The organism is Pseudomonas sp. UF-293 (assembly GCF_058245595.1).
In genome coordinates, this window is sequence record NZ_JBSICA010000008.1 from 83685 (window position 1) to 109225 (window position 25541).

Here is a 25541-nt window from a genome sequence, read left to right on the forward strand (position 1 = left end):
GAGCTGCCGAAGGCTGCGATCTTTTGATTTTGCTTTTTAAAGGTTCCGGAGCTGCCGAAGAGCAAGATCAAAAGATCGCAGCCTTCGGCAGCTCCTACAAGGGATTGCGTCAGCTGTTGAGCAAATCCAGCCGCTGGCGAATCGATGCTTCGATCCCGGCCTCATCGAGCCCGCATTCGGCGAGCATCTGCGCCGGCTTCGCATGCTCGACATAGATATCCGGCAAGCCCAGATGCAGCATCGACTTGAGGATGTTCTCGCGGGCGAGGAATTCGCTGACCGCGCCGCCGGCGCCGCCCATGATCGCGTTCTCTTCGATGGTCACCAGCAACTCGTGGCCACCGGCGATCTCGCGCACCAGCGCTTCATCCAGCGGTTTGACGAAACGCATGTCGACCACAGTGGCGTCGAGCTTCTCGGCGACTTTCAAGGCTTCGCTCAGTTGCACGCCGAACACCAACATGGCGATTTTGCTGCCCTGACGACGGACGATGCCCTTGCCGATTTCGATCGCTTCGAGATCTTTTTCGATGACTGCATTCGGCCCGCTGCCGCGTGGGTAGCGCACTGCCGCCGGGCCGTTGTAGAGGTGGCCGGTGGTGAGCATCTTGCGCAGTTCGTTTTCATCGCTCGGGGTCATGATGACCATGCCCGGGATGCAGCGCAGGTACGAAAGGTCGTAGCTGCCAGCGTGGGTCGGGCCGTCTTCGCCGACCAGACCGGCGCGGTCGATGGCGAACAGCACGTCGAGGTTCTGCACGGCGACGTCGTGCACCAACTGGTCGTAACCGCGTTGCAGGAACGTCGAGTAGATCGCCACTACCGGTTTCGCGCCTTCGCAGGCCATGCCGGCAGCGAATGTCACGGCGTGCTGCTCGGCAATCGCCACGTCGAAATAACGCTCGGGGAAGCGCTCGCTGAACGCCACCAGATCCGAGCCTTCCTTCATCGCCGGGGTGATCCCGACCAGACGCGGATCGGACGCTGCCATGTCGCACAGCCACTCGCCAAACACCGCCGAATACTTCGGCCCGCTGGCGGCTTTCGGCGCAGCGGCCGGAGCGTCCAGAGGTTCGAGTTTGGTGATGGCGTGGTAACCGATCGGGTCGACTTCCGCCGGGGCGAAGCCTTTGCCTTTCTTGGTGACGATGTGCAGGAACTGCGGGCCTTTGAGATCGCGCATGTTGCGCAGCGTGGCGATCAGGGTTGGCAGGTCGTGGCCGTCGATCGGGCCGATATAGTTCCAGCCCAGCTCTTCGAAGAGGGTGCCAGGGACCAGCATGCCCTTGGCATATTCTTCGGTGCGACGGGCGATTTCCCAAGCGCCGGGCAGGCGCGAAAGGACTTTCTTGCTGCCCTCGCGCATGCTCGCGTAGGTGCGGCTGGAAAGGATCTTCGCCAGATAATTCGACAGCCCGCCGACGTTGCGCGAGATCGACATGTCGTTGTCGTTGAGGATCACCAGCATGTTGGCGTTGACTTCCGGCGCATGGTTGAGCGCCTCGAAAGCCATGCCGGCGGTCAGCGCGCCGTCGCCAATCACGGCGATGGCCTTGCGATCGCTGTCCTGCAGACGGGCGGCAATGGCCATGCCCAGCGCGGCACTGATCGAGGTGCTGGAGTGGCCGACGCCAAAAGTGTCGTACTCGCTCTCGGAGCGGCGCGGGAACGCGGCAATGCCGTCCTTCTGACGCAGGCTGGCCATGCGCTCGCGGCGACCGGTGAGGATCTTGTGCGGATACGCCTGATGCCCGACATCCCACAGCAGACGGTCGTCCGGGGTGTCAAAGACGTAATGCAGCGCGATGGTCAGCTCGATCACGCCCAGGCCGGCACCGAAATGCCCACCGGTCTGGCCGACCGTGTAGAGCAATTCCAGGCGCAACTCATCGGCCAGGGTTTCCAGCTCGGCTTCGCCTAACCGGCGCAGGCCGTCCGGCGTGTTCGCGCGGTCGAGCAGGGGCGTGGTCGGGCGCTTGCGGGGAATCTCATGAAACGTCGTGGGCATCAGGCGAATCGTTATAGGTATAAAAGATGCGGCAGTTTACCTGATGCATCGGCCCCTGCCCACGCGTTGGTCTTTTTTGGCCGATACGCCGTCAGTTGCGCCGCTCGACGATATACCGCGCCAGCTCGCGCAACGGCTCGGCAGCCGCGTCAAACGGTCGCAGCGCCTGCAAGGCCTGATCGCGCATTTCCAAAGCGTAGGCCTTGGCCGCGTCGAGGCCGAGCAGGGCCGGGTAGGTCGGTTTGTCGCGGGCAATGTCGGCGCCCTGGCGTTTGCCGAGGGTAGCGGTATCGCTTTCCACGTCGAGGATGTCGTCCTGCACCTGAAAGGCCAGGCCGATGGCCTGTGCATAAGTCTGCAATGCCTGCAGTTGATCAGACTGGGCGCGGCCGCTGGCCAGGGCACCAAGCTTGACGCTGACTTCAATCAGCGCGCCGGTCTTGTGCCGGTGCATCTGTTCGAGAGCTGCTTGATCGAGTTTGAGACCGACCGAACCCAGATCAATGGCCTGACCACCGACCATGCCCGCCGGACCGGCGGCGTGGGCCAGCGCAGTCACCATCTGCAGACGGATTTCGCTGCTGCAATCGCTCAGGCGCGGGTCGAGCAGGGCGCTGAAGGCCAGGCTCTGCAAGCCGTCACCGGCGAGGATCGCGCAGGCTTCGTCGAATTTCTTGTGGGTAGTCGGCTGGCCGCGACGAAGGTCGTCGTCGTCCATCGCTGGCAAATCGTCATGCACCAGCGAATAGGCATGGATCAACTCGACCGCACAGGCCGCGCCGCTGGCCTGTTCAGCCTGGCCACCGAGGGCTTCGCACGCGGCGTATGCCAGCAACGGGCGCACGCGTTTGCCGCCGTTCATCACGCTGTAGCGCATCGCTTCGTAGAGCCGCGCCAGTTCCGGCAGCGGCGCATTGAACAGAGTCTCCAGCGCCGCGTTGACCCGGGCCTGACTGCTCGCCGAATACGCCGCGATCATTCTGGCTCATCCGCGTCGAAGGGTTCCTCGGCGAGCTCGCCATCGCGCTCCAGCAGCACCTGCACTTTCTGCTCGGCCTGGGCCAGCGCCGCCTGGCAGTCACGGGTCAGACCGATGCCCTGCTCGAAAGCGGTCAGCGAGTCTTCCAGCGACAATTCACCGTTCTCCAGACGCTCGACCAGTGTTTGCAGGTCGGCGAGGGATTGTTCGAAATCCAGTGCAGCTTTTTTGCGGGCCATGGCGGCAATTTCCGGTAGACGTTAAACCGGCGCGACACTAGCAGATAGGGGGGGTATGGGCAAATGAGACGCCCCACCCAAAGCCGCGCACATGACCCCGTGGCGAGGGGATTTATCCCCGCTGGGTTGCGTAGCAACCCTAAAACCAGACAACCGATACTCTCAGGAAAATCGAAGTCGCCGGTTTACGACTGCTGCGCAGCCGAGCTGGGATAAATCCCCTTGTCACAAAGTTAATGTGAAGTTTCGGGGCTGAGGCTTATTCGGCTCACTTTATGAGCCGAATAACTTCGCTATTCGGCTCACGCCCTCTCGAAAGCGCGATTCCTACAGCAATCACACATGTATCCGATTGTTAAAAAACTGCCGAATCGCTAATCTTCGCCGCTTCTACGGCCCCGACAGTTGCGGGGCATTCAGACGAAACGCAGTTCACCGCTGTGAAGTACCGAGGATCGGGTGCAAGGTTTCGTTCAAGGCATGGCAGGAGGCGTCACATGCGTTCATTTCTTTTGCTGTTGATCGGCCTCGCCTGCGCGCCTGCGCTGTGGGCGGCGCCGACTGCGCAGTTGTCCGAGCCAGTCGGCGGCTGGCGTTATCACGGCTTGCTCGATCGCTCGGAAAATCCGCAGGTCGCCTACCCGACGCCGCCGATCGATCGCGGCATCCAGCGCAATCGCACGATGATCCAGGGCCAGCTCAAGGCTCTGGGGCACATGCGTGCGCCGCACAGCCTCGCCGTCAACGGCAATCCATTGAATCTGTACACCGATGATCAGGGACGTTTTGCCCGACCCTATGCATTCGGTGCGGGCTCCAACAGCGTCGAAGTGATCAGCGCCGAAGGCCAGTCGCTCAAGCGTGTGCAATTTTATGAAGCAAATAATCTGCGCACGCCGGCGAAGATTCGTCTTGTCTTGGGATGGGACGACCCGAAAGCCGAACTGGATCTGCATATTGTCACCCCCGACGGTCAGCATGCGTTCTGGGCGCGGCCGGCGCTGAGCAATGGCGGCGGCCTCGACCCGGATGGTGTCGACGGCCCCGGCCCGGAAATGTTCACCATGACCGCGCCGCTGCACGGCACCTATCTGGTCTACGTCAACTATTGGGGCAACTACGGCGATGGTGGCTATAACTTCGAGGAGACCAGCAATGAGAACGAGGTGATCACCTCGCAAATCACCCTGGTGCTCAACGAAAACACCGTCGACGAAAAACGCGAAACCTTCATCGTGCCCCTGCGGGCGATCGGTGATCTGCTGCTGGTCAAGACTTTCAACTATTAAGCATCCCGCCACGGATGAACTCGGATGTTGTGAACATGAGCGATAACACTGTGACTCCAACTGCCGCGACACCGGCGGCCAAACCTTCGCGGCGCTGGCCGCTGGTCGTGCTCGGCCTGTGCCTGGTGGCCGGCGTGGCGGGCGGTTTCGGCTGGCTGCTGCTCAAGCCCAAAGCGCCGCCGGCGACACTTGCCAGTGACAAGCTCGGCCTCGGCCGTCCGGACGCCTTGCTCGAAACCCGTTCGCTGAGCCAGTTGCCCAAGGATCTGCTGACGGTGCCGTTCCTCAAGGCCACGCTCACCGAGGATTTCGTCTTCTATTACGAAACCCACGCCGATCGCCTCGGCCTGATCGGCAGCCTGCGCCGGATCATCTACGAGCATGACCTGAAGTTGCAGGACAGACTGATCGAGCAGCTTTTCGATCAGCCGGCCGATGTTGCGCTGTGGCGTGGCGCCGATGGTCGCTTGAAGGATTTCCTGCTGGTGATGGATCGCGGCGGGTTGGCCAAGCTGCTCGAGCCATTGGCCAAAGTGGCGCTGGATGACACCCAGCTCAGCGTCTTCGGCAATCTCAAGGTCGGCAGCGACGAAGTGCCGCTGTATCAACTCAGCTACAACGCCAGCAAATCGCTGCTGTTTGCATCGCGCGGCGACAAACTGGTGGTGTTGTCCAATCCAGCGAAGTACTACGACCCGGAAAGTGGCGTCTCGGAAGAATCGGGCCGCGTCTCCGCGCAAGCGCTGGCGGCGTTGCTCAACGGTGAAAAACTTTTCCCCGAAGCGTTCGGCTTGCCGGCGAAAAGCCCGGAAACCAAGCAGCGTCTGTCGGTCAATTCCAGCGTCCTCGCCATGGGCTATCAGCGCTTCATCCCGAATTTCGCCGGGCTGCGTTTCGACATGGACGACAAGGGCTGGCACAGCTATCTGGCCATGGACGAACTGGAAAACCAGCCGGATTTCGATTTCAAACCGGTCTGGCAAGCGATGCCGCTGGGGGCGAGCGCTTGCGTGACACTGCCGGTGGCGGCCGAACCGCAGAAGCCGATCCTGATCAAACTCGGCGCCGACGAAGCGGTGGCGCAGACCCTCACCGAACACGTCGCCGGTGCGGCGGGCCTGTGCTGGTACGCCGATTCGCGGCTGTACACGCCATTGCTGGTCGCCAGCCTGAAAGACGAAGACAGCAGCAAACTCGACGCTGATCTGGGCAAGTTGTTCGGTTCGATGGTTGGCGCGTTCGAAGCCAACGTCGCCGAAAGCGTATTCCCGGTGATCGACAAGCAGGAAGGCCGGAGCCACGTGTGGCAGCGTCAGGTCAGTTCCAATTTTGGTCCGTACGCGGCGAAGACCGCTGAAACACCGGAGGCGATTTCCGGCAAGGCCTTCATGAAAGTCAGCCTCGCCCGTCACGGCTCGACGCTGCTGTTTTCCCTCGACGACAAACTCGTCGATAAAGCCCTCGGCACCCTCGACAAGCGCTTCCCGCCGATGGCCGACGTTTTGCCAAAAGATGTACTGATGCCGATCTACTTCGGCCCGGACGCGATGGCGCAACTGATGCAGCGCGAAACCCTCGACAGCCTGCCGCAGGACATGGAGCCGGTGTTTTATAACGCTGCGCAAACCTACCTGATGCCGAAACTGCGCACCCTCGGCGGCTACGGCAAATATGCTCTGACCCTGCCCGAAGGCAGCGAGCCTGACGGCCACTGGCAATGGCTGCCGCTGGAATGGAAAGCGCTGTGAGCGCACTGATCCGCAGCCTCGGCCTGCTCGCGTTGCTGCTGAGTGCAGGCGCCCGTGCGGTTGAAGCGCCAGCGCTTGATCCGGCGCAATCCCAGGTATTCCGCGCCTGGTTTGTGCGCATCGCTCAAGAGCAGCTCAGCCAAGGCCCGAGCCCGCGCTGGTATCAGCAGGACTGCGCCGGGCTGGTGCGCTTTGCCGCCAACGAAGCGCTGAAAGTCCACGACGACAAATGGCTGCGCAGCAATGGCCTGTCCAATCGTTATCTGCCGCCGGAACTGGTGCTGAGCGACGCGCAACGCAAGCTCGCGCAACAGTGGCAGCAGGGCGGCGGCAAGGTCGGGCCGTACGTCAACGCGATCAAACTGATTCAGTTCAACAGCCATCTGGTCGGCCGCGATGTGTCGCAGGCGCGGCCCGGTGACCTGATGTTTTTCGATCAGGGCGACGACCAGCACCTGATGATCTGGATGGGCCGTTACATCGCCTATCACACCGGCACCACCACCCCCACTGACAACGGCATGCGTTCGGCAAGCCTGCAGCAACTCATGACATGGAAGGACACCCGATGGATACCCGACGCAGCCAACCCCAACTTCATCGGCGTCTATCGACTGAACTTTCTCTCCCAATGACCGGAGCCCGCATGTTGCGAATCTGCTCTCGAATTGCATTGATGCTGGCGTTGTTCCTGCCGTTTACCTGCGTCAACGCCGAAGACTCGGTGGAGCCGAGCAATTACACGCCGGTCGCTGGTGAGAGTTTCTTTCTGCTCGCCGACAGCAGTTTTGCCAGCGACGAGCCGGCGATGGTCCGCCTCGAAGCCCCGGGGCGTGACTACCGGCGTTTCCGCATGGGACCGTACGGTGGCGCCGACATCCGCGTGTATCGCATCGACAAGCCGCTGGACTTCCTCAAGCGCCAGAAGAACCTGCACCGCGTCGTCAGTGACGGCCAGTTCAAGGGCGAAGGTTTGTCCAACACTCTCGCCTATCTGTGGGACAACTGGTATCGCAAATCCCGGCGGGTGATGCAGCGTGCGTTCTCTTACGAGTCGCGCAAGCAGGTCACCGAAGAAGTGCCGGAGCTGAAAATGGGCGAGGCCATGGTGGCGCCGACGCCGTACGACGCGCAGCCACAATTCGCGCTGATTCCGGGTCTGCCGGTGGTCAGCCAGTTCCGTTATCCGCTGTGGCAAGCAAAACCGATCCAGCCACCGGCCGGGGTCAATTTGGCCGGCTCGTCCAGCGACTTCGTCAGCGTCGCACCGGGCAATGTGTACATCCCGCTGGGTAACCTGAAGCCAGGGCTGTATCTGGTTGAAGCACTGATCGGCAAGTACCGCGCAACTACCATGGTTTTCGTCTCCAACACCGTCGCGGTAAGCAAGATTGCCGGCGACGAATTGCTGGTCTGGGCCGCGCGCAAACACGAAGGCAGCTCGGTGCCGAAGGTCAATGTGCTATGGACCGATGGCCTCGGCGTGATGAGCAGCGGAGCTACCGATGCCGACGGTCTGCTGCGTCTGAAGCACGTCAGCCCGGAGCGCTCGTTCGTCATCGGCGAGGACGAAGAGGGCGGCGTGTTCGTCTCGGAAAACTTCTACTACGACAGCGAAATCTACGACACCAAACTTTACGCCTTCACCGACCGGCCGCTGTATCGTCCGGGCGATTGGGTGTCGCTGAAAATCGTCGGTCGCGAGTTCAAGAATGCCCGGGATTCGGTGCTGCCGGGCGCAGCGGATGTCAGTGTCAGTGTGTTTGATGCCACGGGGACCGAACTGCAAACCCTCGCTCTGAAACTGGATTCCAGAGCCGGTACTCAGGGCCGTTTCCAGTTGCCGGATAACGCCGTGGCCGGCGGCTACGAGATCCGTTTCAACTACAAGGATCAGGCCTACAGCAGCGCCTTTCGTGTGGCTGAGTACATCAAGCCGCACTTCGAGATCTCGCTGAATCTGGCCAAGCAGGATTACCGTACCGGCGAACCGGTCAAAGGCAGTCTGGTGCTGTTGTACCCGGACGGCAAACCGGTGGCCAACGCGAAATTGAGCCTGAGCCTGCGCGCGCAGCAACTGTCGATGGTCGACAACGAGCTGCAATACCTCGGGCAATTCCCGGTGGAGCTGACCAGCACCGAACTGACCACCGACAGCAAGGGCAACGCAACCCTCGACCTGCCAGCCGCCGACAAGCCAAGCCGCTACATGCTCACCGTGTTTGCCAGCGACGGCGCGGCTTATCGGGTCAAGACCACCAAGGAAATCCTCATCGACCGTGGCGCGGCGAGCTTCCGCCTGAACGCGCCGCAACGCTTCAGTGCAGTCGGTGACAAGGTTGCGTTCAGCTACGCCAACGAGGGCGGCACCGAGCAAAGCAAAGCGGTGACCCCAATCACGTATGGTTGGGTACGTCTGGAAGACCAGAGCACAGGCGAGGGCAAACTCGCGGCGAATGACAAAGGCTTCAGCATGGCCTTCGAACGCCCGGGCACTTACAACCTGACCTTGAAAGATCAACACGGTCGCGTCCTCGGCGCCACCGGCCATTCGGTCACCGGCGACGGTGTGAAAGCAGTGCCGGGTACGGTGGAAATCGTCCTCGACAAGCCCGAGTACAAGGCGGGCGAAGAAGCGCTGGCGCTGATCACCTTCCCTGAGCCGGTCAGCGATGCGCTGCTCTCGCTGGAGCGCGACAAGGTCGAAGCAACCGCGTTGCTGGCCAAGGGCGGCGACTGGCTGAAGCTGGAAAAACTCAGCGACACTCAGTACCGCGCGCGCATTGCGGTGAAAGACAACTTCGCGCCGAACCTGACCTTCTCCGTGCTCTACACCAAGAGCGGTCAGTACAGCTTTCAGAACGCCGGGATCAAAGTGGTCGCGCCGCAAATCGACGTGGTGATCAGCACCGACAAAGCGGTGTACCTGCCGGGCGATACGGTCACGGTCGACTTGACCACGCAGTTCGCCGGCAAAGCGGTTCCGGCACACTTGACGGTCAGCGTGGTCGACGAAATGGTCTACGCGCTGCAACCGGAAGTCGCGCCGAGCATCGACCAGTTCTTCTATCACCCTCGGCGCAACAACGTGCGCACCAGTGCCAGCCTGTCGTTCATCAGCTACGACGTGGCGTTGCCGGGCAGCCCCGGCGCACCGGGTAAAGCCAATCGCAGCGAGCGCGGGGTGAAAGTGCTTGAGCGTCCGCGCCGTGAAGACGTCGATACCGCGGCGTGGCAGCCGGAGTTGCTGACCGGTGCTGATGGCAAAACCCGTTTCACCTTCAAAATGCCGGACTCGCTGACCCGCTGGCGCATCACCGCGCGGGCGATTGCCGATGACGGTCAGGTCGGGCAGAAGAAGCAGTTTGTCCGTTCGGAAAAACCGCTGTACCTGAAGTGGAGCGGGCCGAGCAAATTCCGCAAAGGCGATCAGCCGCAGCTTGGCGTGTTTGCGTTCAGTCAGGCCGAAAAAACGGTCAAGGCTGAACTGGTGACTCACTATGCCGGCACCGAACAACGTCTGCCGGTGACCCTGAACAGCGGCATCAATTACTTGCCGCTGCCGGCGTTTGCCCTGGCCTCTGGCGAGTGGACAGCGGAGCTGGTGCAGGACGGCAAAGTCGCCGATGCCCTGGCTGTGCGCTTGAGTGCAACCGGAGAAGGTTGGCAGGTTACCCAGACACAAAGCCTCGAAGTGGTCAGCGGCGATACGCCATTGAGTTTGCCGGCGGATGCTACGGATATTCGCCTGCGTCTGGACGACAGTCCCCAAGCGCTGTTCCGTTCCGCCCTCGATGATCTGCTCAGCTACCCGTACGGCGGCGTCGAGCAGACCGCCAGTCGCTTGTTGCCATTGAGCATCGCTTATCCGTCGCTGGCCTCGAACCCGCAGATTCGCGATCGCTTGCGCCTGATCATGCAGAACAGTCGTCTGCGTCTGGTGCAAATGGCCGGGCCGTCGGCCAGCTTCACCTGGTGGGGCTACGACGGCGAGCCGGATGCATTTCTCACCGCCTATGCCTATTACGCCGACTGGAACGCCAGCCGCGTACTCGACCTGACCCTGCCGCCGGAGCACTGGCAGCGCGTACTCGAGGTGTACGCCAAGCAAGCGCCGAATACGCCGGTGCTGCAACGGGCGCTGATTCTGTCATTCGCCAAACAGATGCAGTTGCCCGTGAACACGCTGCTCAGCGGTTTGATCGAGGATCTGGTCAAGGCCGGTGAAGGCGCTGCCGAAACCGTGCTCGACGACGGCCAGGACAGCCTGGTGATGAGCGATCCGGATTCGGCACTCGGTCTGGCGGCGGCGCGGGTACTCACTGCATCGTTGGCCACGCAGGCGAAAGTCGCTTTGCCTGAGGCGTTCAATCGTCAACTGGGCGCAGCACAACAACGTCTGGCGACCAGTTCGCAGCCTTTTGTCGAAGCACTGAACCTGTCGCTGCAACCGTTTGATCAGGCTCGTGCGACAGCGTTGTTGCAACGCCTGTTGCCGCAGCAATCGACGCTGGAGCGTGCGCTGGCGCTGACCTGGCTGCAACGCAGCATCGCTCAGGCCTCACCAACCATCGCGTTGATGCCGGGTGAGGGCTGGAAGAAAAACTACGGCGCCAGCGGCGAGATGTACTGGACATGGCAAGGCGCGACGCCGCTGCCGAGCGTGCTGAGCGTGTCCGGCACGCAAGAGCGGCCGTTGCGTGCAGCGCTGAGCTTCCAGACGCAACAGCCGCAGGTCGATCCGATGGCCGTGACCATCACCCGGCGCCTGTCGCGTCTGGTGCCGGGCGACGAAGCGTTCACCTTCAAACTCGAGCCGGTCGGCACTAAACCGCTGTCCAGCGACAGCCTGTACCTGGACGAGGTGATCCTCACCAGCAAGGCACCCAAACCGCTGCGCTACGGCATGCTCGAAGTACCCCTGCCACCGGGCGCGGATGTCGAGCGTACGACGTGGGGAATCAAGTTGCAGGGCAAGGACGGCACCGAACCGACCGCGCTGGAGAAGGCGCGTTTCGAACCGGGTCAGTTGGCTTACGCGGTGCCGGTCGACGCGCTGAGTGGCGAGTTGCGCCTGCGTCATCTGGTGCGCTTCTCGCAGAAGGGCCAGTTCAACCTGCCGCCGGTACGCTTCAAGCATGTGTATGCGCCGCAGCATCAGGCCCAGGAGGCGAAAGCCGCCCTCGGTCAGGTCACGGTCAACTGACATGCGCCGGCCGCTGTTGTGGCTGCTGATGTGTGTGATGCCTGCGCTGGCGACAGCGCAGGACGAACCGTTGCGCGTGGCCTATCAGGGCGAGTTGTTGTCGTTGAGTCAGACGCAACTGATCAAGCGCGAACCGTTGCCAGCGTCGCTGGATGCGCCGCTGGGCAGTCTGTGGAAATTATTCGTTTACGCGTGGCTGGTGGATACCGATGCACGGGAGCCGGCTTATGAATGTCGCGGGCAGTCCAAAGAAGAAGTTTATTGCTGCTCGGCGGGCGGCAGGATCGAACGGGATCAGGCGTTGGTGAAATCCTGCGGTCTGTATTTCGAACCGACGCGGTTGGGCATTGCAGCGACGGATTGGCGAGCGTATTGGCAGGCGCGGCAGGCGCCGTCGTGGTTGCTGGATTTGCCAGCCGTGCAACCGGCAACAAGGGTTTCGGTTGCTGAGTTATTGAGCGTTCTGGCGTTGCTGCCAGCGCAGGATCAGACGCGCCGAGTGCTGCTCGATGTCGTACTGAACGCGGCAGACGGCAATGTCGTCGGCGAGTTGGGCGGGCGCCTGCGGGTGAAGACCTGGAGCTGGCTCGGCGATCAGGATGCACAATCGCGGCAGGGTGGATTCGCCGGCTGGACCGCCGACGGCGCGCCGCTCTGGGCGGGCGGGCGCGGCACCAGTCAAATGGTTCTGCGTCATTACGGTCAGGCGCTGGCCAGCGTATTACCGACGGCTTGGCCAGCGGACGCGGGGCGTTGTGTGGAAGTCGGGCTGTTCTCGAAATACCCGGTTTCGAAAGTTCTGGCCGGCGATCGTGTTGCCACGTCCGGGCCATTGCGCGGCGACTATCGCGTCGAATTCGCCAACGGCAACGCGCTGGACATCCATAGCGATGGCGAATTGTTTCTGCTCAACGACAAACTCGTCGCAAGGCTTGATCGCGAAGAATATGTCGCCCGCGTCCTTGAGCGCGAAGCCAAACCGCAACCCGCCGAAGCCGCCAAGGCGCTGGCCGTAGCGATCCGCACTTATCTGCTGCAAAACGCCACGCGCAACGGCGAATGCCTGAGCATCGACGACAGCAGCAACCGCCAGCGCGTCGCCCCGCGCCCGGCTTCCGCCGAGTCGCGCAACATTGCGGCGTGGACGGCTGATCTGGTGCTGGCCGGCAGCACCGTCACCTATCACTCCGACCAGCCGGGCCCGGACAAACTGGCCTGGCAGCAAGCCGTCGAGCAAGCGAACGCCGGCCAGCGCTACGACGCGATTCTGCTGCACGCCTATCCGCGCGCCAGCCTCAGCCGCTGGGACAACCCGGTCGCCTCCTGCGAGGCGCTGACCGCCGCGCAAGACTGGCTGCAAAAGCAGCGACGCGGCTGGCGTCCGAGGCTTGAAAGCGAAACCGGCTACAACGAAGTCAGCACTTTCGCTGTATGCAAACTCGCCTTCGGCCGGCCCTTCGTCGACCGCGAACGCCAGCGGATTTACGTGCGCGGCGTGCTGAACCTACAGGATCGCCTCGACCTGACTCATGAATATCTGCACCTGGCCTTCGAAGCACACCCCAACGGCCAGGATGAAACCTACATCGAAGGGCTCGCCCGTCACCTTTTGCTGGAATAGACCATGACACTCCGTTATCCACAGGTCTTGCTGCTGCTCTGTGCCCTCAACGTACTGCCGCAAGCGTTCGCCGCCGATGGCGTCAAACTCGACACCCCGATCGGCGGCTGGCGCAGCGGCGCGCCAGAAGGCGAGGGCGAGAGCTTTCGCCAGACCGTCAACTACCCGGCCTCGTCGGTCAACACACCGCTCGGCCAGGCCAATACCGCCAGAATCAGCGGCCAGATCAAAGCCGTGCCGAAGAACAACGAACCCGGCCGCCTGATCGTCAACGGCGTCAGCATGCCGCTGAAAATCGACCGCACCGGCGGCTTTGATCGGCCGTTCTCCTTCCCCAATGGCAGCAACAGCGTCGAAGTGCGCAGTGCCGACGGCCAGCAACGCCACCGCACGCAATTCCTCAACGCCCGCGGCGGCGCCACCCCGGCCAAGTTGCGCGTCCTGCTGGCCTGGGACAGCGACGGCACCGACCTTGACCTGCACCTGATCACCCCTGACGGCGCCCACATCTGGTACGGCAACCGCGTCGCACCCAACGGCGCCGCCCTCGATGTCGACGTCACCACCGGCTACGGCCCGGAAATCGCCGCCATGCCCGCGCCGATCAAAGGGCAGTATCTGATCTATGTGAATTATTACGGCGGCGGGTATCGCGGGGATGACGAAGGTGGGGATGAAGCGGTGCAGGCGCTGACCACGGCGCAGGTGACGGTCATCACCGAAGAGGGCACGCCGAGCGAGAAGATGGAAACGTTTGTAGTGCCGATGCGGACGGCGGGGGAACTGACGTTGGTGAAGTCGTTCAGTTATCCGTGACGGAAATTGGGCAGCAGGTTGCTGCCCAATTTATCGAGCGTCTTTCAGGCCGCTAATCCAGGCCGGAGAGTACTGGATGTCAGGCGCTTGAGCGCAATATCAAGAGCCTGATCATCTAACAGTTTGCTCTTGCGAGCCGCAGCACCGGCGCCACCTTCCCAATGCTTCAATGCTTCGCGTAGCGCTGGAACAGTCGCAGATACCCCTTCCTGGCTCAACAACCAATCGACCGTGGCTAATAACTCCATACCGAATGGCGATTCAAAACCGTCAATCAGTTGAGCCGTACGTTCCAACGCTTGCGAATATGCCTTGGCCTCAGTCTTGAGATACGTTTGTAAAAACGCTTTGCGATCTTGATTAAACCAGATCACATCATTAATGCCTGCGTCGCTGATGCGCTTGTCACAGTGCAGATAGCTGCCATCGAGGTTATCAAGCAGGTGTTCAAGCCGGTTGGCGTATGGGCCATATTTATGTGCGACGAACTTCAGGTTCAGAGGGTTCTCGGTATCTGGCAGCTGCTCGATAGCGCGCTCAAGAAACCAGGCGAGCTTCTGAATCTCCAGCAGGCTGCACTCCATGCCTAAAACCCAGTAGCGACGAACCAGTTCGGCGATAAGCGCCCGGGCTGGCGTGAGCTTTTCTACGCCCGCGCGTTTGGCGACATTCAGGTACTGATTGGACGGCTCGAACACCAAGACATCAGCATCGAGATCTCCCAACACTTCGACAATCTGTTCACGGACTTCAGGCCACTTCAAACCGCCGTTACCAGCACCTAACGGTGGAACCGCAACGGATTTCACATCGTTTTCAAGCAGGAACCGCCGCAGGTCATGCAAACCTTCGGTGATCCATGCCATCTGCGACGGCGACCGCCAGTGTCGCTTGGTGGGGAAATTCACGATCCAGCGAGGGCCGTCGAGTTCGTTGGTGGCAGTCACATGCATTTTGCCGGTTTCTACTTCCCCGGCCTTACACGCCGCTGCATACACGCGGTAATTCTGCGCAAAGCGCTCTTTGAACATCAATGCGATGCCCTTGCCCATCACGCCTACGGTATTCACCGTGTTGACGAGGGCTTCTGTTTTGGCTTCCAGCAGGTTGCCTTGGGTGAATCTCATCATTGGAAATACCATTTGGGACGCGCATGGACAGGCAACGTCAGGCTCTGGGTGCGACGTCTGCTTCTGAGGGTGTACGCGTTGTACTTTTTACAAATGATCAGCACTTGCACCTCGGCGGTGTGCGTCCGGCAAATGGGATGTTTCGAAATCAGGTCCGGGATGGCAAGCGATCTTGCGCAACCTCGTAGGCTGCCTCCCGCTCACGTTTGCCTATGGCGACCACGAACACCAGGATTTCGTGATCAAGTACCTGATAGATCAAGCGATAACCGGCGCTTTTCAATTTCACTTTATAGCAGTCTGGTAGCTCGCGAAGCCGATTGGCTTCGATTCGAGGATTCTCCAAGACCTCAGCCAGTTTTTTTTTGAACTGTTGGCGAACCGTATCGCCCAGCTTGTTCCACTCTTTTAACGCACGCGATCAAACTCAAGCTCATAAGTCATCCAGACTCACCTTGACCCGCTGAGGGGATGCGAGACGTTCGGTGACTACGGCAATCAGCGCTTCATCTTCTTCACTGAGCAGCGCCGCTTTGAAGGGTAACTTGCCTCGCTCTGCTACATATTGGAGGGTTTGGCGCAGAAGCTCCGACGGCGTGACGCCGAGCTTTTCGAGTTCGGCGAATGAGCGCTGTTTCAGATCATCATCGATGCGGATGTTGATGGAAGCCATGATGGGATACCTGTAATGACGGTTGTCGTTACGGTAACAAGGGGATCGCGCTCTCGACAAGTGAGAATTCAAGTTCCGGACGGTAGGCGTAGCCTTTTTGCAGGCATTAAAAAGCCGGCTTGTGGCCGGCTTCTCGGGGACTGGCTTGGTTTATTTTTGGTAAACCGCGCCAGCCTTCAAAACGTACATCCGGATCTTGCGTCCGGCTGTGGGACTTGGTCAGACTTTGGTCTGCCGCGTCGGGCGTCATTCGAGCCGCTGGGCGGGTCGATGCGCGAATGTGGGGCGCAGGATACTGAGTTTTGCTCTGGATTCCCAGCCTCAAGTGCGGTTTAGAGCGACTGAAGCGGTACAAACTCGGGATTTGTACCGGTTGTCAGGGCCTCTTCGCGGGCAAGCCCGCTCCCACAGGTTCGAGTGAACTGTCATAGAAACGGCACCACCGGCCGGCGCTTGCCCAGTGTCGACCACCAGAACACCCACCCAAGAATGTGAATCCGCTGCTCTTCGATCTGCGCCGGCCGGAAAACCTCGTCGGGGTATTCGGCGCTGTTGTGGCTGCGCATGCGCAGGCCGTTGCCGGGCATGCGGTGCAGGTATTTGATGCGCAGCATGCCGTCGTGTTCGATGGCGTAGATTTCGCCGTCGACGACCTGGGTCAGGCCGCGGTCGATGGCGACGATGGAGCCGTCTTCGATGCGTTCGGCCATGCTGTTGCCGATCATGTGCGCGCAAATGGCGTTGGCGTGCTGGATGTCGAGTTGATCGAGGTGGGCGCGAGGCAGGCGCAGGGATTGGTCGGGGTCGAGAATGACGTGGGTTTTGCCATCGCCGTTGGCGATCGGGGTTTCCTTGAAGAAGGCCAGATCGATGTCGTTGGGGTTGATGACGGTGTAGACGCCGCAGATCGACTGGGCGTCGAACGTGTCGCCATTGCTGGCGGGAGGGTGCAGGCGCGGGACCTCCTTGACGCCTTCCCCGGTTTTCAGCCATTCACTATTGACCGACAACAGGCGTGAGACTTCTTCCATGCGATACGCCGGGACGCCCCGGGTGTACCAGTTATGAACGTTTTGGGCTTCCGTGCCCCAGAACCTTGCGAAATCCGTGGTGCTGATGTTCGCTGCTTCCAGGAGTGCCTTGAATCGAGGACCGCTAGTGTTCTTTCTCATAAACACGGAGTCTACGGCCGGACTAGAGCGGTTTGAATAAACCGGGCGTTCAAAAAAAGCCTGTATTTTGCGACGGGATGTAAGACGTGCTTGTGGGAAATTAAACAGATTAAAACTGCATGTAGGAATTTAAACGCTTTGTTTATTCGAAGCTCGCAGACACAAAAAACCCCGGATGTCCGGGGTTTTTTTCAAGCGTCACGCAAAGCGCAATTGCTTAGCCCTTGTAGGCGGCAACCGACTTGGTGATTGCTTCGCGGGCGGCGTCTGCGCCGGCCCAGCCTTCGATCTTGACCCACTTGCCCTTCTCGAGATCCTTGTAGTTCGCGAAGAAGTGCTCGATCTGCTGGATCAGCAGTGGCGGCAGGTCGGTGTATTCCTTCACGTCGACGTACAGCTGCGACAGCTTGTCGTGGGGCACTGCGATGACTTTGGCATCGCCGCCGCCGTCGTCGGTCATGTTCAGGATGCCGACCGGACGGGCGCGGATTACCGAGCCTGGCGCTACCGGATAAGGAGTCACGACCAGCACGTCGAGGGGATCACCGTCGTCAGCCAGAGTGTTCGGGATGTAACCGTAGTTGGCCGGGTAGAACATTGGGGTGGCCATGAAACGGTCAACGAACAGGCAATCGCTGTCTTTGTCGATTTCGTATTTGATCGGCGCGTGGTTGGCCGGGATCTCGATCGCGACGTAGATGTCGTTCGGCAGGTCTTTGCCAGCCGGAATCTTGCTGTAGCTCATTGGGCGTTGCCCCCGTAGTTGACCAAAAACACTTGGCCGGATTGACCAAAAAGTGGCGGCGATTATAGGCACATTCCTACGTCGACGCCACGTACCAGAAGTCGTGCAGAGCTTACTCGTGCGCCTGATAGACCGGGTCTGTGGCTTGAAGTTGCCGCAGTCTGCCCAACGGATCCTGCCGGTAGAAAAGCTGCAGTTGCAAGTAGACCTGTGGATAAGCCTCGTGCAGCAGATCCGGGGCGCTGAAGAAGTATTCGCTGGTGACGGCGAAGAACTCGGCCGGGTTCTCGGCGGCGTAGGGATCGATGGCGGTTTCAGCCTCGGGATCGTGATCGAGCTGGCGGTTGAGGTCGTCGTAGGCGGCCTGCATCACCGTGGCCCAGTCGCTGACACGCATGTCGGCATGCAGCGGCGGCAGGCCGTTGGCGTCGCCGTTGAGCATGTCGAGCTTGTGCGCCAGTTCGTGGATCACCAGGTTGTAGCCTTCCCAGCCACCGCTGGCCTGTACGCCGGGCCAGGCGAGAATCACCGGCCCCTGCTGCCAGGCTTCGCCGCTGTGTTCGCCGTCCCACTCATGCTCGACGCCGCTGGCATCGCGATGACGTTGCGGGCTGAGGAAGTCATCCGGGTACAGCACGATCTCGTGGAAACCCTGGTACCAGTTCAGATCACCGAGATGCAGCAACGGCAACTGCGCCTGGGCGGCGAGCAGCAGGCGTTGTTCCTGATGCAGTTCGACGCCGGGCAGGGCCGTCAGGTGTTTGTCTTTGAGAAACAGTACACAGGCTTCGCGCAGCCACTGGTCTTCAGCCGCGCTGATGCCGTCGAGGAAGGAGAGCTGATGGCGCACCCGTTGCCACAGGTCGTCGGCAATCGGGTGGCTGGCCAGGATGCGCCGGCGACGCCAGGCGCTCAGGGACCACATCGGATCAGTGCGATTGCACTTTGGTGCCGCCGAAACGGCTGCGCACCACGCCGATGATCATCGGCACCAGCGACAGCAGGATGATTGCCACCACCAGTAGCGAGAGGTTTTTCTTGATGAACGGCACGTTGCCGAAGAAATAACCCAGGGTGACCAGACCGCCGACCCAGAGGATGGTACCGAGCACGCTGAAACCGAAGAAACGCGGGTACGGCATCCGCGCCACACCGGCAACGAACGGCGCGAAGGTACGGATGATCGGCAGGAAGCGCGCCATGGTCACGGTCTTGCCGCCGTGCTTGTCATAGAAGTCATGGGTTTTTTGCAGGTAGTCGCGACGGAAGATTTTCGAGTTCGGGTTGCTGAACAGCTTCTCCCCGGCCGTGCGTCCGATCACATAGTTGGTGCTGTCGCCCATGATCGCCGCCAGCATCAGCAGGCCGCCGAGCAACACCGGATCCATGCCGCCGCCGGCCGCCACCGCCCCGGCAATGAACAGCAGCGAGTCACCCGGCAGGAACGGCATCACCACCAGGCCGGTTTCACAGAAGATCACCAGAAACAGGATGGCGTAGATCCATGGCCCATAGTTGTTCACCAGCAAATCGAGGTACACATCGAGATGCAGGATAAGGTCGAGCGGGTTGAAATCCATGGGGGCACCTGTATGACGGCCCGACTCGGCAGGCCTGTGCGGATGACTTCGTGTAAGCCTACAGCGGGGTGTAGTTTTTCTTACAAGCCGGAAAGATCGGGATTATACGGTCTGACCGCTGAAAAGCGCGCCGGTTTTGTAGCGGGGAGTGTCGTGGTGTGAACAATTGTCAGCCCTCAAAAGATCGCAGCCTTCGGCAGCTCCTGCAATTGGAACGCGTTCCGCTGCAGGCGCTGCCGAAGGCTGCGATCTTTTGGGTTCAGAGCTCGTCGCTGATCGGCAGTACGTAGTTCTTGAACTCGGTGTCTTCCTTGAAACCGATCGATTCGTAGGTTTTCTGTGCCACTTCGTTGTCCGCGCTGGTCGAGACGCGCATGCGCACGGCCTGGGTTTCCTTGGCCATTTTCTTCGCGGTGCGGATCAGGTTGTCGGCGACCAATTGGCGGCGCGCGTCTTCGGCGACGTAGATATCGTTGAGGATCCACACGCGTTTGAGCGACAGCGACGAGAAGCTCGGATACAGCTGGCAGAAACCCATGAGTTTTTTGTCGTCATCGTCGGCCAGAGCCAGATAGATCACCGACTCTTTGCGGCGCAGGCGTTTTTCGAGGAACGCGCGGGAGGAGTCCGGGTAAGGCAGGGAGCCGTAGAACTCGCGATATTTGACGAACAAAGGAGTCAGCAAATCCAGATGTTCGAGGGTCGCTTGAATAATCCGCATGATAGGTCTCGTCTTCAAGTGGCTGTCTTCAACTGCTCTGACGGCGATGGGAAACCCGGGCGGCCGTGCGTCGATCCTGCCTGAAAGCAGCGCAGAAAGGCAATGCGGAAACGGTTCAGGCTGGTGGCGGATCGAGCAGGAAATTGCCTTTCATGTCGACAGCGTCGTCCGCCTCCAATGTGTGCAGCTGAGCTTCGTCCTTCAGATTGACCCCCGACAGCTGCCGCCGACAGGCTTCGCGCATCAGATACAGCAAGCGATGCGCCGCCATGCCGTAGCTCAAACCTTCAAGCCGGACATTGGAAATGCAGTTGCGATACGCGTCGGTCAGGCCGACCTTCGGCGCATAGGTGAAATACAGCCCAAGGCTGTCCGGCGAACTCAGGCCCGGGCGTTCGCCGATCAGCATCACCACCATTTTCGCCCCGAGCAACTGGCCGATCTCGTCTCCGATGGCGACGCGACCCTGTTCCACCAGCACCACCGGCGCCACGGACCAGCCGTCGCCGCTCATCTGTTCTTCCAGCCGCGTCAGGAATGGCAGGGTGTGGCGATGCACCGCCAGTGCCGACAGGCCATCAGCGACGACCATGACCAGGTCGACCCCGCCTGGGTGGGCGCTGGCGTAGTCGCGCAAGGTCTGCGCCGATTCATCGCTAAGCTTGCGCCCCAGATCCGGGCGTTGCAGATAGGTGTGTCGGTCCGGCGCGGCGCTTTGCAGTGCCAGGGTTTCCCGCCCGCGCTCGCTCAGTTGTGCGCTGATTTCGCTGTGATCGAAGGCCAGGTGCACAGCATCGCGGGCCTGGGCGTGGGCAAACTGAAAATCCAGCTGCGCCCGCGTCGGCAGGCTGGTGCCGGTGCGGCCCAGGGCAATCCGCGCCGGGGTCAGGCGGCGCAGTTCCAGCCAGGGGTTTTGCGGATCGACCGGTGGTTTTTCCATAAGACTTATCCCAAGTGCGCCAAGGCCTGGCGGAACGCCGGCGGCAGGTTGTTGCCGAAGCGAACCTTGCCGTCCGCCTGGGTGAAGATGCCCATGTTCGCCAGCCACTGTTCGAACTCCGGCGCCGGTTTCAGGCCCAGGGTCTGGCGGGCGTACAAGGCGTCGTGAAACGAAGTGGTCTGGTAATTGAGCATGATGTCGTCGGAGCCGGGGATGCCCATGATGAAGTTGATGCCGGCAACGCCGAGCAACGTCAGCAGGGTGTCCATATCGTCCTGATCGGCTTCGGCGTGGTTGGTGTAGCAGATGTCGCAACCCATCGGCACGCCGAGCAACTTGCCGCAGAAATGATCTTCAAGACCGGCGCGGATGATCTGCTTGCCGTTGTAGAGGTATTCCGGGCCGATAAATCCTACGACGGTGTTCACCAGGAACGGCTTGAAATGTCGCGCCACGGCGTAGGCCCTTGTCTCGCAGGTCTGTTGATCGACGCCGTGGTGGGCGTTGGCCGACAGCGCGCTGCCCTGACCGGTTTCGAAATACATCAGGTTCTGCCCGAGGGTGCCGCGCTTGAGACTGAGCCCGGCGTCGTAGCCTTCCTGCAAAACATTGAGGTTGATGCCGAAACTGGCATTGGCTGCTTCAGTGCCGGCAATCGACTGGAACACCAGATCCAGCGGCACGCCACGGTTGATCGCCTCGATCGAGGTGGTGACGTGGGTCAGCACGCAGGCCTGGGTGGGAATGTCGTAGCGCTGGATGATCGCGTCGAGCATCTCCAGCATCGCGCAGATCGAAGCAATGCTGTCGGTGGCCGGGTTGACCCCGATCATTGCATCGCCGTTGCCGTAGAGCAGGCCGTCGAGAATGCTCGCGGCAATGCCGGACGGCTCGTCGGTCGGGTGGTTGGGTTGCAGGCGGGTCGACAGGCGCCCGCGCAAACCGAGGGTGCCGCGAAATTGGGTGACCACGCGGATTTTCTGCGCGACCAGCACCAGATCCTGCACGCGCATGATCTTCGACACGGCGGCGACCATTTCCGGGGTCAGGCCCGGGGCGAGGGCGCGCAGGCTGGTTTCGTCCGCCGCATCACTGAGCAGCCAGTCGCGAAAGCCGCCAACGGTGAGGTGGCTGACCACGGCGAAGGCTTGTTTGTCGTGGGTGTCGATGATCAGCCGGGTGACTTCGTCGGCTTCGTAGGGGATCAGCGCTTCCTGCAGGAAGTGCGTGAGCGGGATGTCCGCCAGGGCCATTTGCGCGGCTACCCGCTCGCCGTCGTTGAGCGCGGCGATCTCGGCGAGAAAATCCCCCGAGCGGGCGGGGCTGGCCTTGGCCATGACGTCTTTGAGGCTGTCGAAGCGGTAAGTCTGCGCGCCGACCGTGTGAGCAAAACTGGCCATTCAGCGTTCTCCGTGACGGCGCAGAATGCCTCTGCGCCGTGGTTTTCGACAATCAGTGCAAGGCTTGTTCAGCTTTTTGAATCGCCGCGAATTCTTCTTCCGGCGTGCCTGCTACCAAGTGATGCCGACTGTAGAAAGCAAAGTAAGCAATTAACACTCCATAGATGATCGCGGCGCCGATCACCACCCGTGGATCGACGAGGAAACCCGCCACCACGGCGATGCAGGCCAACACCAGCGCCACGCCCGAAGTGAAAATGCCGCCCGGCGTGCGGTACGGCCGGTCCATTTTGGGGCGACGGATGCGCAGGGTGATGTGCGCGGCCATCATCAGCACATAGGAAATGGTAGCGCCGAACACCGCGACCAGAATCAGCAAATCGCCCTGGCCGGTCAGCGACAGACCAAAGCCGATGACGCCGGGAATCACCAGTGCCAGCACCGGCGCCTTGCTCTTGTTGGTCTGCGACAGTTTGCGCGGCAGGTAACCGGCCCGCGACAGCGCAAAGATCTGCCGCGAGTAGGCGTAGATGATCGAGAAGAAACTGGCGATCAGTCCGGCCAGACCGACGAGGTTGACGAAGCTGCCCATCCACGTCGAGCCGCCGTAGGCTTTGCTCAGTGCTTCGACCAGCGGGTTGCCGGAGGTCAGCAGCGAATTGGCGCCCGCGCCGCCGGGGCCAACGATCAGGATCAGCAGGGCGAACATCAGCAGCACCAGCATCGCCCCGATCAGGCCACGCGGCAGATCGCGCTTGGGATTCTTGGTTTCTTCAGCGGCCAGCGGCACGCCTTCGACGGCGAGGAAAAACCAGATCGCATAGGGAATCGCCGCCCATACGCCGACATAGCCGAACGGCAGAAACGGACTGGCGCCGACCGCAGTGGTCACCGGGATGTCGAGCAGGTTGGCGACGTCGAAGTGCGGCACCATCGCCACCAGAAACACCCCCAGCGCCAGCGCGGCGACGGCGGTAATGATGAACATCAGCTTGAGCGCTTCGCCGACCCCGAAAATGTGGATGGCGATGAAGACGATGTAGAACGCCAGATAAATCATCCAGCCGCCAATGCCGAACAGCGACTCGCAATAGGCACCGATGAACACCGCGATGGCAGCGGGGGCGATGGCATATTCGATCAGAATCGCCGTGCCGGTGAGAAACCCGCCCCAGGGCCCGAAAGCACTGCGGGCGAAACCGTAGCCGCCGCCGGCGGTGGGAATCATCGAGGACAGTTCGGCGAGGGAAAAGCACATGCACAGGTACATGGTCGCCATCAGCAGCGTGGCCAGAAACATGCCGCCCCAGCCACCCTGGGCGAGGCCGAAGTTCCAGCCGGCGTAGTCGCCGGAGATCACGTAGGCAACGCCGAGGCCGACCAGCAGGACCCAGCCGGCGGCACCTTTTTTCAGTTCGCGTTGTTGGAAGTAGTCGGAGCCGACTTTTTCGAAGTCGACGGAAGACGTTGCCGGTTGCGGATTTGCATGATCGCTTGGCATAAGCAGTTACCTGTTTTTATTGTTTTTATCCAACCTGTTCGCTGGAGTGACGCATTACCCCGGTGGGAGCGGGCTTGCTCGCGAAAGCGGTGTGTCGGTGACTTGGATATTGAAGGTATGACCGCCTTCGCGAGCAAGCCCGCTTCCACAGGGGGATTGCGTACGTCCATGAATCACCTGTGGGAGCGAGCCTGCTCGCGAAGACAACCCAGAGGGCGAAGCAGGAAACACCTGCCTCACCCCGTCCGGATCAGAAGAATCCCAGCGGATTGATGTCGTAGCTCACCAGCAGGTTCTTGGTCTGCTGGTAATGGTCGAGCATCATCTTGTGGGTTTCACGCCCGACGCCGGACTTCTTGTAACCGCCGAACGCGGCATGCGCCGGATAGAGGTGGTAGCAGTTGGTCCACACGCGACCGGCCTTGATCGCCCGGCCCATGCGGTAGGCGCGGTTGATGTCGCGGGTCCACAGACCGGCGCCGAGGCCGAACTCGGTGTCGTTGGCAATCGCCAGGGCTTCGGCTTCGTCCTTGAAGGTGGTGATGCTCACTACCGGGCCGAAGATTTCTTCCTGGAACACGCGCATCTTGTTGGTGCCCTTGAGCAGGGTCGGCTGGATGTAATAACCGGTGGCCAGGCTGCCCTCGAGTTTTTCCACCTTGCCACCGGTCAGCAACTCCGCGCCTTCGCCCTTGGCGATTTCCAGGTACGAGAGGATCTTGTCGAATTGCTGCTCGGATGCCTGGGCACCGACCATGGTGTCGGTGTCCAGCGGGTCGCCACGTTTGATCTGGCTGACTTTCTTCATCACAGCCTGCATGAATTCGTCGTAGATCGATTCTTGCACCAGTGCGCGGGAAGGGCAGGTGCACACTTCGCCCTGGTTGAAGAACGCCAGCACCAGACCTTCGGCAGCCTTTTCGATAAAGCTCGGCTCGGCCTGCATGATGTCTTCGAAGAAGATGTTCGGCGACTTGCCGCCCAGTTCCACGGTCGATGGAATGATGTTTTCCGCCGCGCATTTCATGATGTGCGAGCCGACCGGGGTCGAGCCGGTGAAGGCAATTTTGGCGATGCGTTTGCTGGTCGCCAGTGCTTCGCCGGCTTCTTTGCCGAAGCCCTGCACGACGTTGAGCACGCCCGGCGGCAGCAGGTCGCCGATCAGCTCCATCAGCACGCAGATGCCCAGTGGCGTTTGCTCGGCAGGTTTGAGCACCACGCAGTTACCGGCGGCCAGTGCTGGCGCGAGTTTCCACGCGGCCATCAGCAGCGGGAAGTTCCACGGGATGATCTGGCCGACCACGCCCAGCGGTTCATGAATGTGGTAGGCCACGGTGTTGCCATCGATTTCCGCAGCACTGCCTTCCTGGGCGCGCAGGCAGCCGGCGAAGTAGCGAAAATGGTCAGCGGCCAGCGGGATGTCGGCGTTGAGGGTTTCGCGGATGGCTTTGCCGTTGTCCCAGGTTTCGGTGATCGCCAGCAGTTCGAGGTTTTCTTCGATGCGGTCGGCGATTTTCAGCAGGATCAGCGAGCGTGCCTGCACGGAAGTGGCGCCCCACGCATCGGCGGCGGCGTGAGCAGCGTCCAGCGCCTTATCGATGTCTTCGGCGGTGGAGCGGGGGAATTCGGCGATTGGCTGGCCATTCACTGGCGAGGTATTGGTGAAGTACTGACCTTTGACCGGCGCGACGAACTCGCCGCCAATGTAGTTGCCGTACTTGCTCTTGAACGAGACTTTGGCGCCGTCAGTACCGGGGTGGGCGTAACGCATGA

20 protein-coding genes and 1 pseudogene are annotated in these 25541 nt (G+C 61.0%); 6 read left to right on the forward strand and 15 right to left on the reverse strand.

The genetic code is table 11. The features are described from left to right. Positions 1-109: 109 nt before the first annotated feature. The 3 genes from dxs to AC4IHP_RS11565 form a co-directional block, all read right to left on the reverse strand. Positions 110-2008 (reverse strand): 1-deoxy-D-xylulose-5-phosphate synthase, encoded by a 1899-nt coding sequence (dxs, locus tag AC4IHP_RS11555; RefSeq protein ID WP_460121742.1) that lies wholly within the window; start codon positions 2006-2008, stop codon positions 110-112. Positions 2009-2099: 91 nt separating this feature from the next. Then, positions 2100-2987: a (2E,6E)-farnesyl diphosphate synthase gene (gene ispA, locus AC4IHP_RS11560; RefSeq protein ID WP_490831728.1), complete on the reverse strand. Its 888-nt coding sequence runs from the start codon at positions 2985-2987 to the stop codon at positions 2100-2102. Beyond that, positions 2984-3226 carry an exodeoxyribonuclease VII small subunit gene (locus AC4IHP_RS11565; RefSeq protein ID WP_016772991.1) on the reverse strand — a complete coding sequence of 81 codons (243 nt, stop codon included), beginning with the start codon at positions 3224-3226 and terminating at the stop codon, positions 2984-2986. The genes ispA and AC4IHP_RS11565 overlap by 4 nt, the downstream gene beginning before the upstream one ends. 497 nt (positions 3227-3723) lie before the next feature. Between AC4IHP_RS11565 and AC4IHP_RS11570 the strand changes: the two genes are divergently transcribed. From AC4IHP_RS11570 to AC4IHP_RS11595, 6 genes are read left to right on the forward strand one after another with little or no spacing between them, the layout of a single operon-like run. Further along, positions 3724-4515 carry a YfaP family protein gene (locus tag AC4IHP_RS11570; protein ID WP_490831729.1) on the forward strand — a complete coding sequence of 264 codons (792 nt, stop codon included), beginning with the start codon at positions 3724-3726 and terminating at the stop codon, positions 4513-4515. Positions 4516-4550: 35 nt separating this feature from the next. Then, positions 4551-6263 (forward strand): DUF2138 domain-containing protein, encoded by a 1713-nt coding sequence (locus tag AC4IHP_RS11575; RefSeq protein WP_490831730.1) that lies wholly within the window; start codon positions 4551-4553, stop codon positions 6261-6263. Then, positions 6248-6898, forward strand: coding sequence for a DUF1175 domain-containing protein (locus AC4IHP_RS11580; RefSeq protein ID WP_460121734.1), 651 nt, complete (start codon positions 6248-6250; stop codon positions 6896-6898). The genes AC4IHP_RS11575 and AC4IHP_RS11580 overlap by 16 nt, the downstream gene beginning before the upstream one ends. Beyond that, positions 6895-11469: an alpha-2-macroglobulin family protein gene (locus AC4IHP_RS11585; protein ID WP_490831731.1), complete on the forward strand. Its 4575-nt coding sequence runs from the start codon at positions 6895-6897 to the stop codon at positions 11467-11469. Before AC4IHP_RS11580 ends, AC4IHP_RS11585 begins: the two co-directional genes overlap by 4 nt. Before the next feature lies 1 nt (position 11470). Next, positions 11471-13090: a DUF2300 domain-containing protein gene (locus AC4IHP_RS11590; protein WP_490831732.1), complete on the forward strand. Its 1620-nt coding sequence runs from the start codon at positions 11471-11473 to the stop codon at positions 13088-13090. A 3-nt stretch (positions 13091-13093) separates the two neighbouring features. After that, complete coding sequence (locus AC4IHP_RS11595; protein ID WP_490831733.1) at positions 13094-13906, forward strand: YfaP family protein; 813 nt, start codon at positions 13094-13096, stop codon at positions 13904-13906. 44 nt (positions 13907-13950) lie between these two features. On the opposite strand, the gene darG is transcribed toward AC4IHP_RS11595, so the two are convergent. The 12 genes and pseudogenes from darG to exaC form a co-directional block, all read right to left on the reverse strand. Continuing rightward, positions 13951-15036, reverse strand: a complete 1086-nt coding sequence (darG, locus tag AC4IHP_RS11600; RefSeq protein ID WP_490831734.1) for a type II toxin-antitoxin system antitoxin DNA ADP-ribosyl glycohydrolase DarG — start codon at positions 15034-15036, stop codon at positions 13951-13953. A 148-nt stretch (positions 15037-15184) separates the two neighbouring features. After that, positions 15185-15480 (reverse strand): annotated as a pseudogene (locus AC4IHP_RS11605) (type II toxin-antitoxin system RelE family toxin). Further along, complete coding sequence (locus tag AC4IHP_RS11610; protein ID WP_039761862.1) at positions 15470-15709, reverse strand: type II toxin-antitoxin system RelB/DinJ family antitoxin; 240 nt, start codon at positions 15707-15709, stop codon at positions 15470-15472. The pseudogene AC4IHP_RS11605 and the gene AC4IHP_RS11610 overlap by 11 nt, the downstream one beginning before the upstream one ends. Before the next feature lie 425 nt (positions 15710-16134). Continuing rightward, positions 16135-16881: a S24 family peptidase gene (locus AC4IHP_RS11615; RefSeq protein ID WP_460121719.1), complete on the reverse strand. Its 747-nt coding sequence runs from the start codon at positions 16879-16881 to the stop codon at positions 16135-16137. Between the two features lie 217 nt (positions 16882-17098). Next, entirely contained in the window at positions 17099-17626 is a 528-nt protein-coding gene (gene ppa, locus AC4IHP_RS11620; protein WP_003205933.1) for an inorganic diphosphatase, read from the reverse strand. A gap of 112 nt (positions 17627-17738) precedes the next feature. Then, on the reverse strand, positions 17739-18551 hold the full coding sequence (locus AC4IHP_RS11625; RefSeq protein ID WP_490831735.1) for a M90 family metallopeptidase: 813 nt from the start codon (positions 18549-18551) through the stop codon (positions 17739-17741). A gap of 4 nt (positions 18552-18555) precedes the next feature. Further along, positions 18556-19206, reverse strand: a complete 651-nt coding sequence (locus tag AC4IHP_RS11630; protein ID WP_016773001.1) for a DedA family protein — start codon at positions 19204-19206, stop codon at positions 18556-18558. 259 nt (positions 19207-19465) lie between these two features. Further along, a complete protein-coding gene (locus AC4IHP_RS11635) occupies positions 19466-19927 on the reverse strand; it encodes a GNAT family N-acetyltransferase (protein WP_007958617.1) in 462 nt (153 codons plus the stop codon). A gap of 115 nt (positions 19928-20042) precedes the next feature. Then, on the reverse strand, positions 20043-20867 hold the full coding sequence (eutC, locus tag AC4IHP_RS11640) for an ethanolamine ammonia-lyase subunit EutC (protein ID WP_460121714.1): 825 nt from the start codon (positions 20865-20867) through the stop codon (positions 20043-20045). A 5-nt stretch (positions 20868-20872) separates the two neighbouring features. Then, positions 20873-22267 (reverse strand): ethanolamine ammonia-lyase subunit EutB, encoded by a 1395-nt coding sequence (locus tag AC4IHP_RS11645; protein ID WP_039761855.1) that lies wholly within the window; start codon positions 22265-22267, stop codon positions 20873-20875. A 52-nt stretch (positions 22268-22319) separates the two neighbouring features. Next, entirely contained in the window at positions 22320-23768 is a 1449-nt protein-coding gene (gene eat / locus AC4IHP_RS11650) for an ethanolamine permease (protein WP_490831736.1), read from the reverse strand. Between the two features lie 250 nt (positions 23769-24018). Then, the gene (gene exaC, locus AC4IHP_RS11655; RefSeq protein ID WP_024014465.1) at positions 24019-25539 is read right to left on the reverse strand and encodes an acetaldehyde dehydrogenase ExaC; all 1521 of its coding nucleotides are present in this window, start codon (positions 25537-25539) and stop codon (positions 24019-24021) included. Between the last annotated feature and the right edge of the window lie 2 nt (positions 25540-25541).

What these genes read in the sequence shown, in the direction of transcription:
- dxs (WP_460121742.1), bottom strand. Translation starts at nt 2,008, where the DNA reads ATGCCCACGACGTTTCATGAGATTCCCCGCAAGCGCCCGACCACGCCC.
- ispA (WP_490831728.1), bottom strand. Translation starts at nt 2,987, where the DNA reads ATGATCGCGGCGTATTCGGCGAGCAGTCAGGCCCGGGTCAACGCGGCG.
- AC4IHP_RS11565 (WP_016772991.1), bottom strand. Translation starts at nt 3,226, where the DNA reads ATGGCCCGCAAAAAAGCTGCACTGGATTTCGAACAATCCCTCGCCGAC.
- AC4IHP_RS11570 (WP_490831729.1), top strand. Translation starts at nt 3,724, where the DNA reads ATGCGTTCATTTCTTTTGCTGTTGATCGGCCTCGCCTGCGCGCCTGCG.
- AC4IHP_RS11575 (WP_490831730.1), top strand. Translation starts at nt 4,551, where the DNA reads ATGAGCGATAACACTGTGACTCCAACTGCCGCGACACCGGCGGCCAAA.
- AC4IHP_RS11580 (WP_460121734.1), top strand. Translation starts at nt 6,248, where the DNA reads ATGGAAAGCGCTGTGAGCGCACTGATCCGCAGCCTCGGCCTGCTCGCG.
- AC4IHP_RS11585 (WP_490831731.1), top strand. Translation starts at nt 6,895, where the DNA reads ATGACCGGAGCCCGCATGTTGCGAATCTGCTCTCGAATTGCATTGATG.
- AC4IHP_RS11590 (WP_490831732.1), top strand. Translation starts at nt 11,471, where the DNA reads ATGCGCCGGCCGCTGTTGTGGCTGCTGATGTGTGTGATGCCTGCGCTG.
- AC4IHP_RS11595 (WP_490831733.1), top strand. Translation starts at nt 13,094, where the DNA reads ATGACACTCCGTTATCCACAGGTCTTGCTGCTGCTCTGTGCCCTCAAC.
- darG (WP_490831734.1), bottom strand. Translation starts at nt 15,036, where the DNA reads ATGATGAGATTCACCCAAGGCAACCTGCTGGAAGCCAAAACAGAAGCC.
- AC4IHP_RS11610 (WP_039761862.1), bottom strand. Translation starts at nt 15,709, where the DNA reads ATGGCTTCCATCAACATCCGCATCGATGATGATCTGAAACAGCGCTCA.
- AC4IHP_RS11615 (WP_460121719.1), bottom strand. Translation starts at nt 16,881, where the DNA reads ATGAGAAAGAACACTAGCGGTCCTCGATTCAAGGCACTCCTGGAAGCA.
- ppa (WP_003205933.1), bottom strand. Translation starts at nt 17,626, where the DNA reads ATGAGCTACAGCAAGATTCCGGCTGGCAAAGACCTGCCGAACGACATC.
- AC4IHP_RS11625 (WP_490831735.1), bottom strand. Translation starts at nt 18,551, where the DNA reads ATGTGGTCCCTGAGCGCCTGGCGTCGCCGGCGCATCCTGGCCAGCCAC.
- AC4IHP_RS11630 (WP_016773001.1), bottom strand. Translation starts at nt 19,206, where the DNA reads ATGGATTTCAACCCGCTCGACCTTATCCTGCATCTCGATGTGTACCTC.
- AC4IHP_RS11635 (WP_007958617.1), bottom strand. Translation starts at nt 19,927, where the DNA reads ATGCGGATTATTCAAGCGACCCTCGAACATCTGGATTTGCTGACTCCT.
- eutC (WP_460121714.1), bottom strand. Translation starts at nt 20,867, where the DNA reads ATGGAAAAACCACCGGTCGATCCGCAAAACCCCTGGCTGGAACTGCGC.
- AC4IHP_RS11645 (WP_039761855.1), bottom strand. Translation starts at nt 22,267, where the DNA reads ATGGCCAGTTTTGCTCACACGGTCGGCGCGCAGACTTACCGCTTCGAC.
- eat (WP_490831736.1), bottom strand. Translation starts at nt 23,768, where the DNA reads ATGCCAAGCGATCATGCAAATCCGCAACCGGCAACGTCTTCCGTCGAC.
- exaC (WP_024014465.1), bottom strand. Translation starts at nt 25,539, where the DNA reads ATGCGTTACGCCCACCCCGGTACTGACGGCGCCAAAGTCTCGTTCAAG.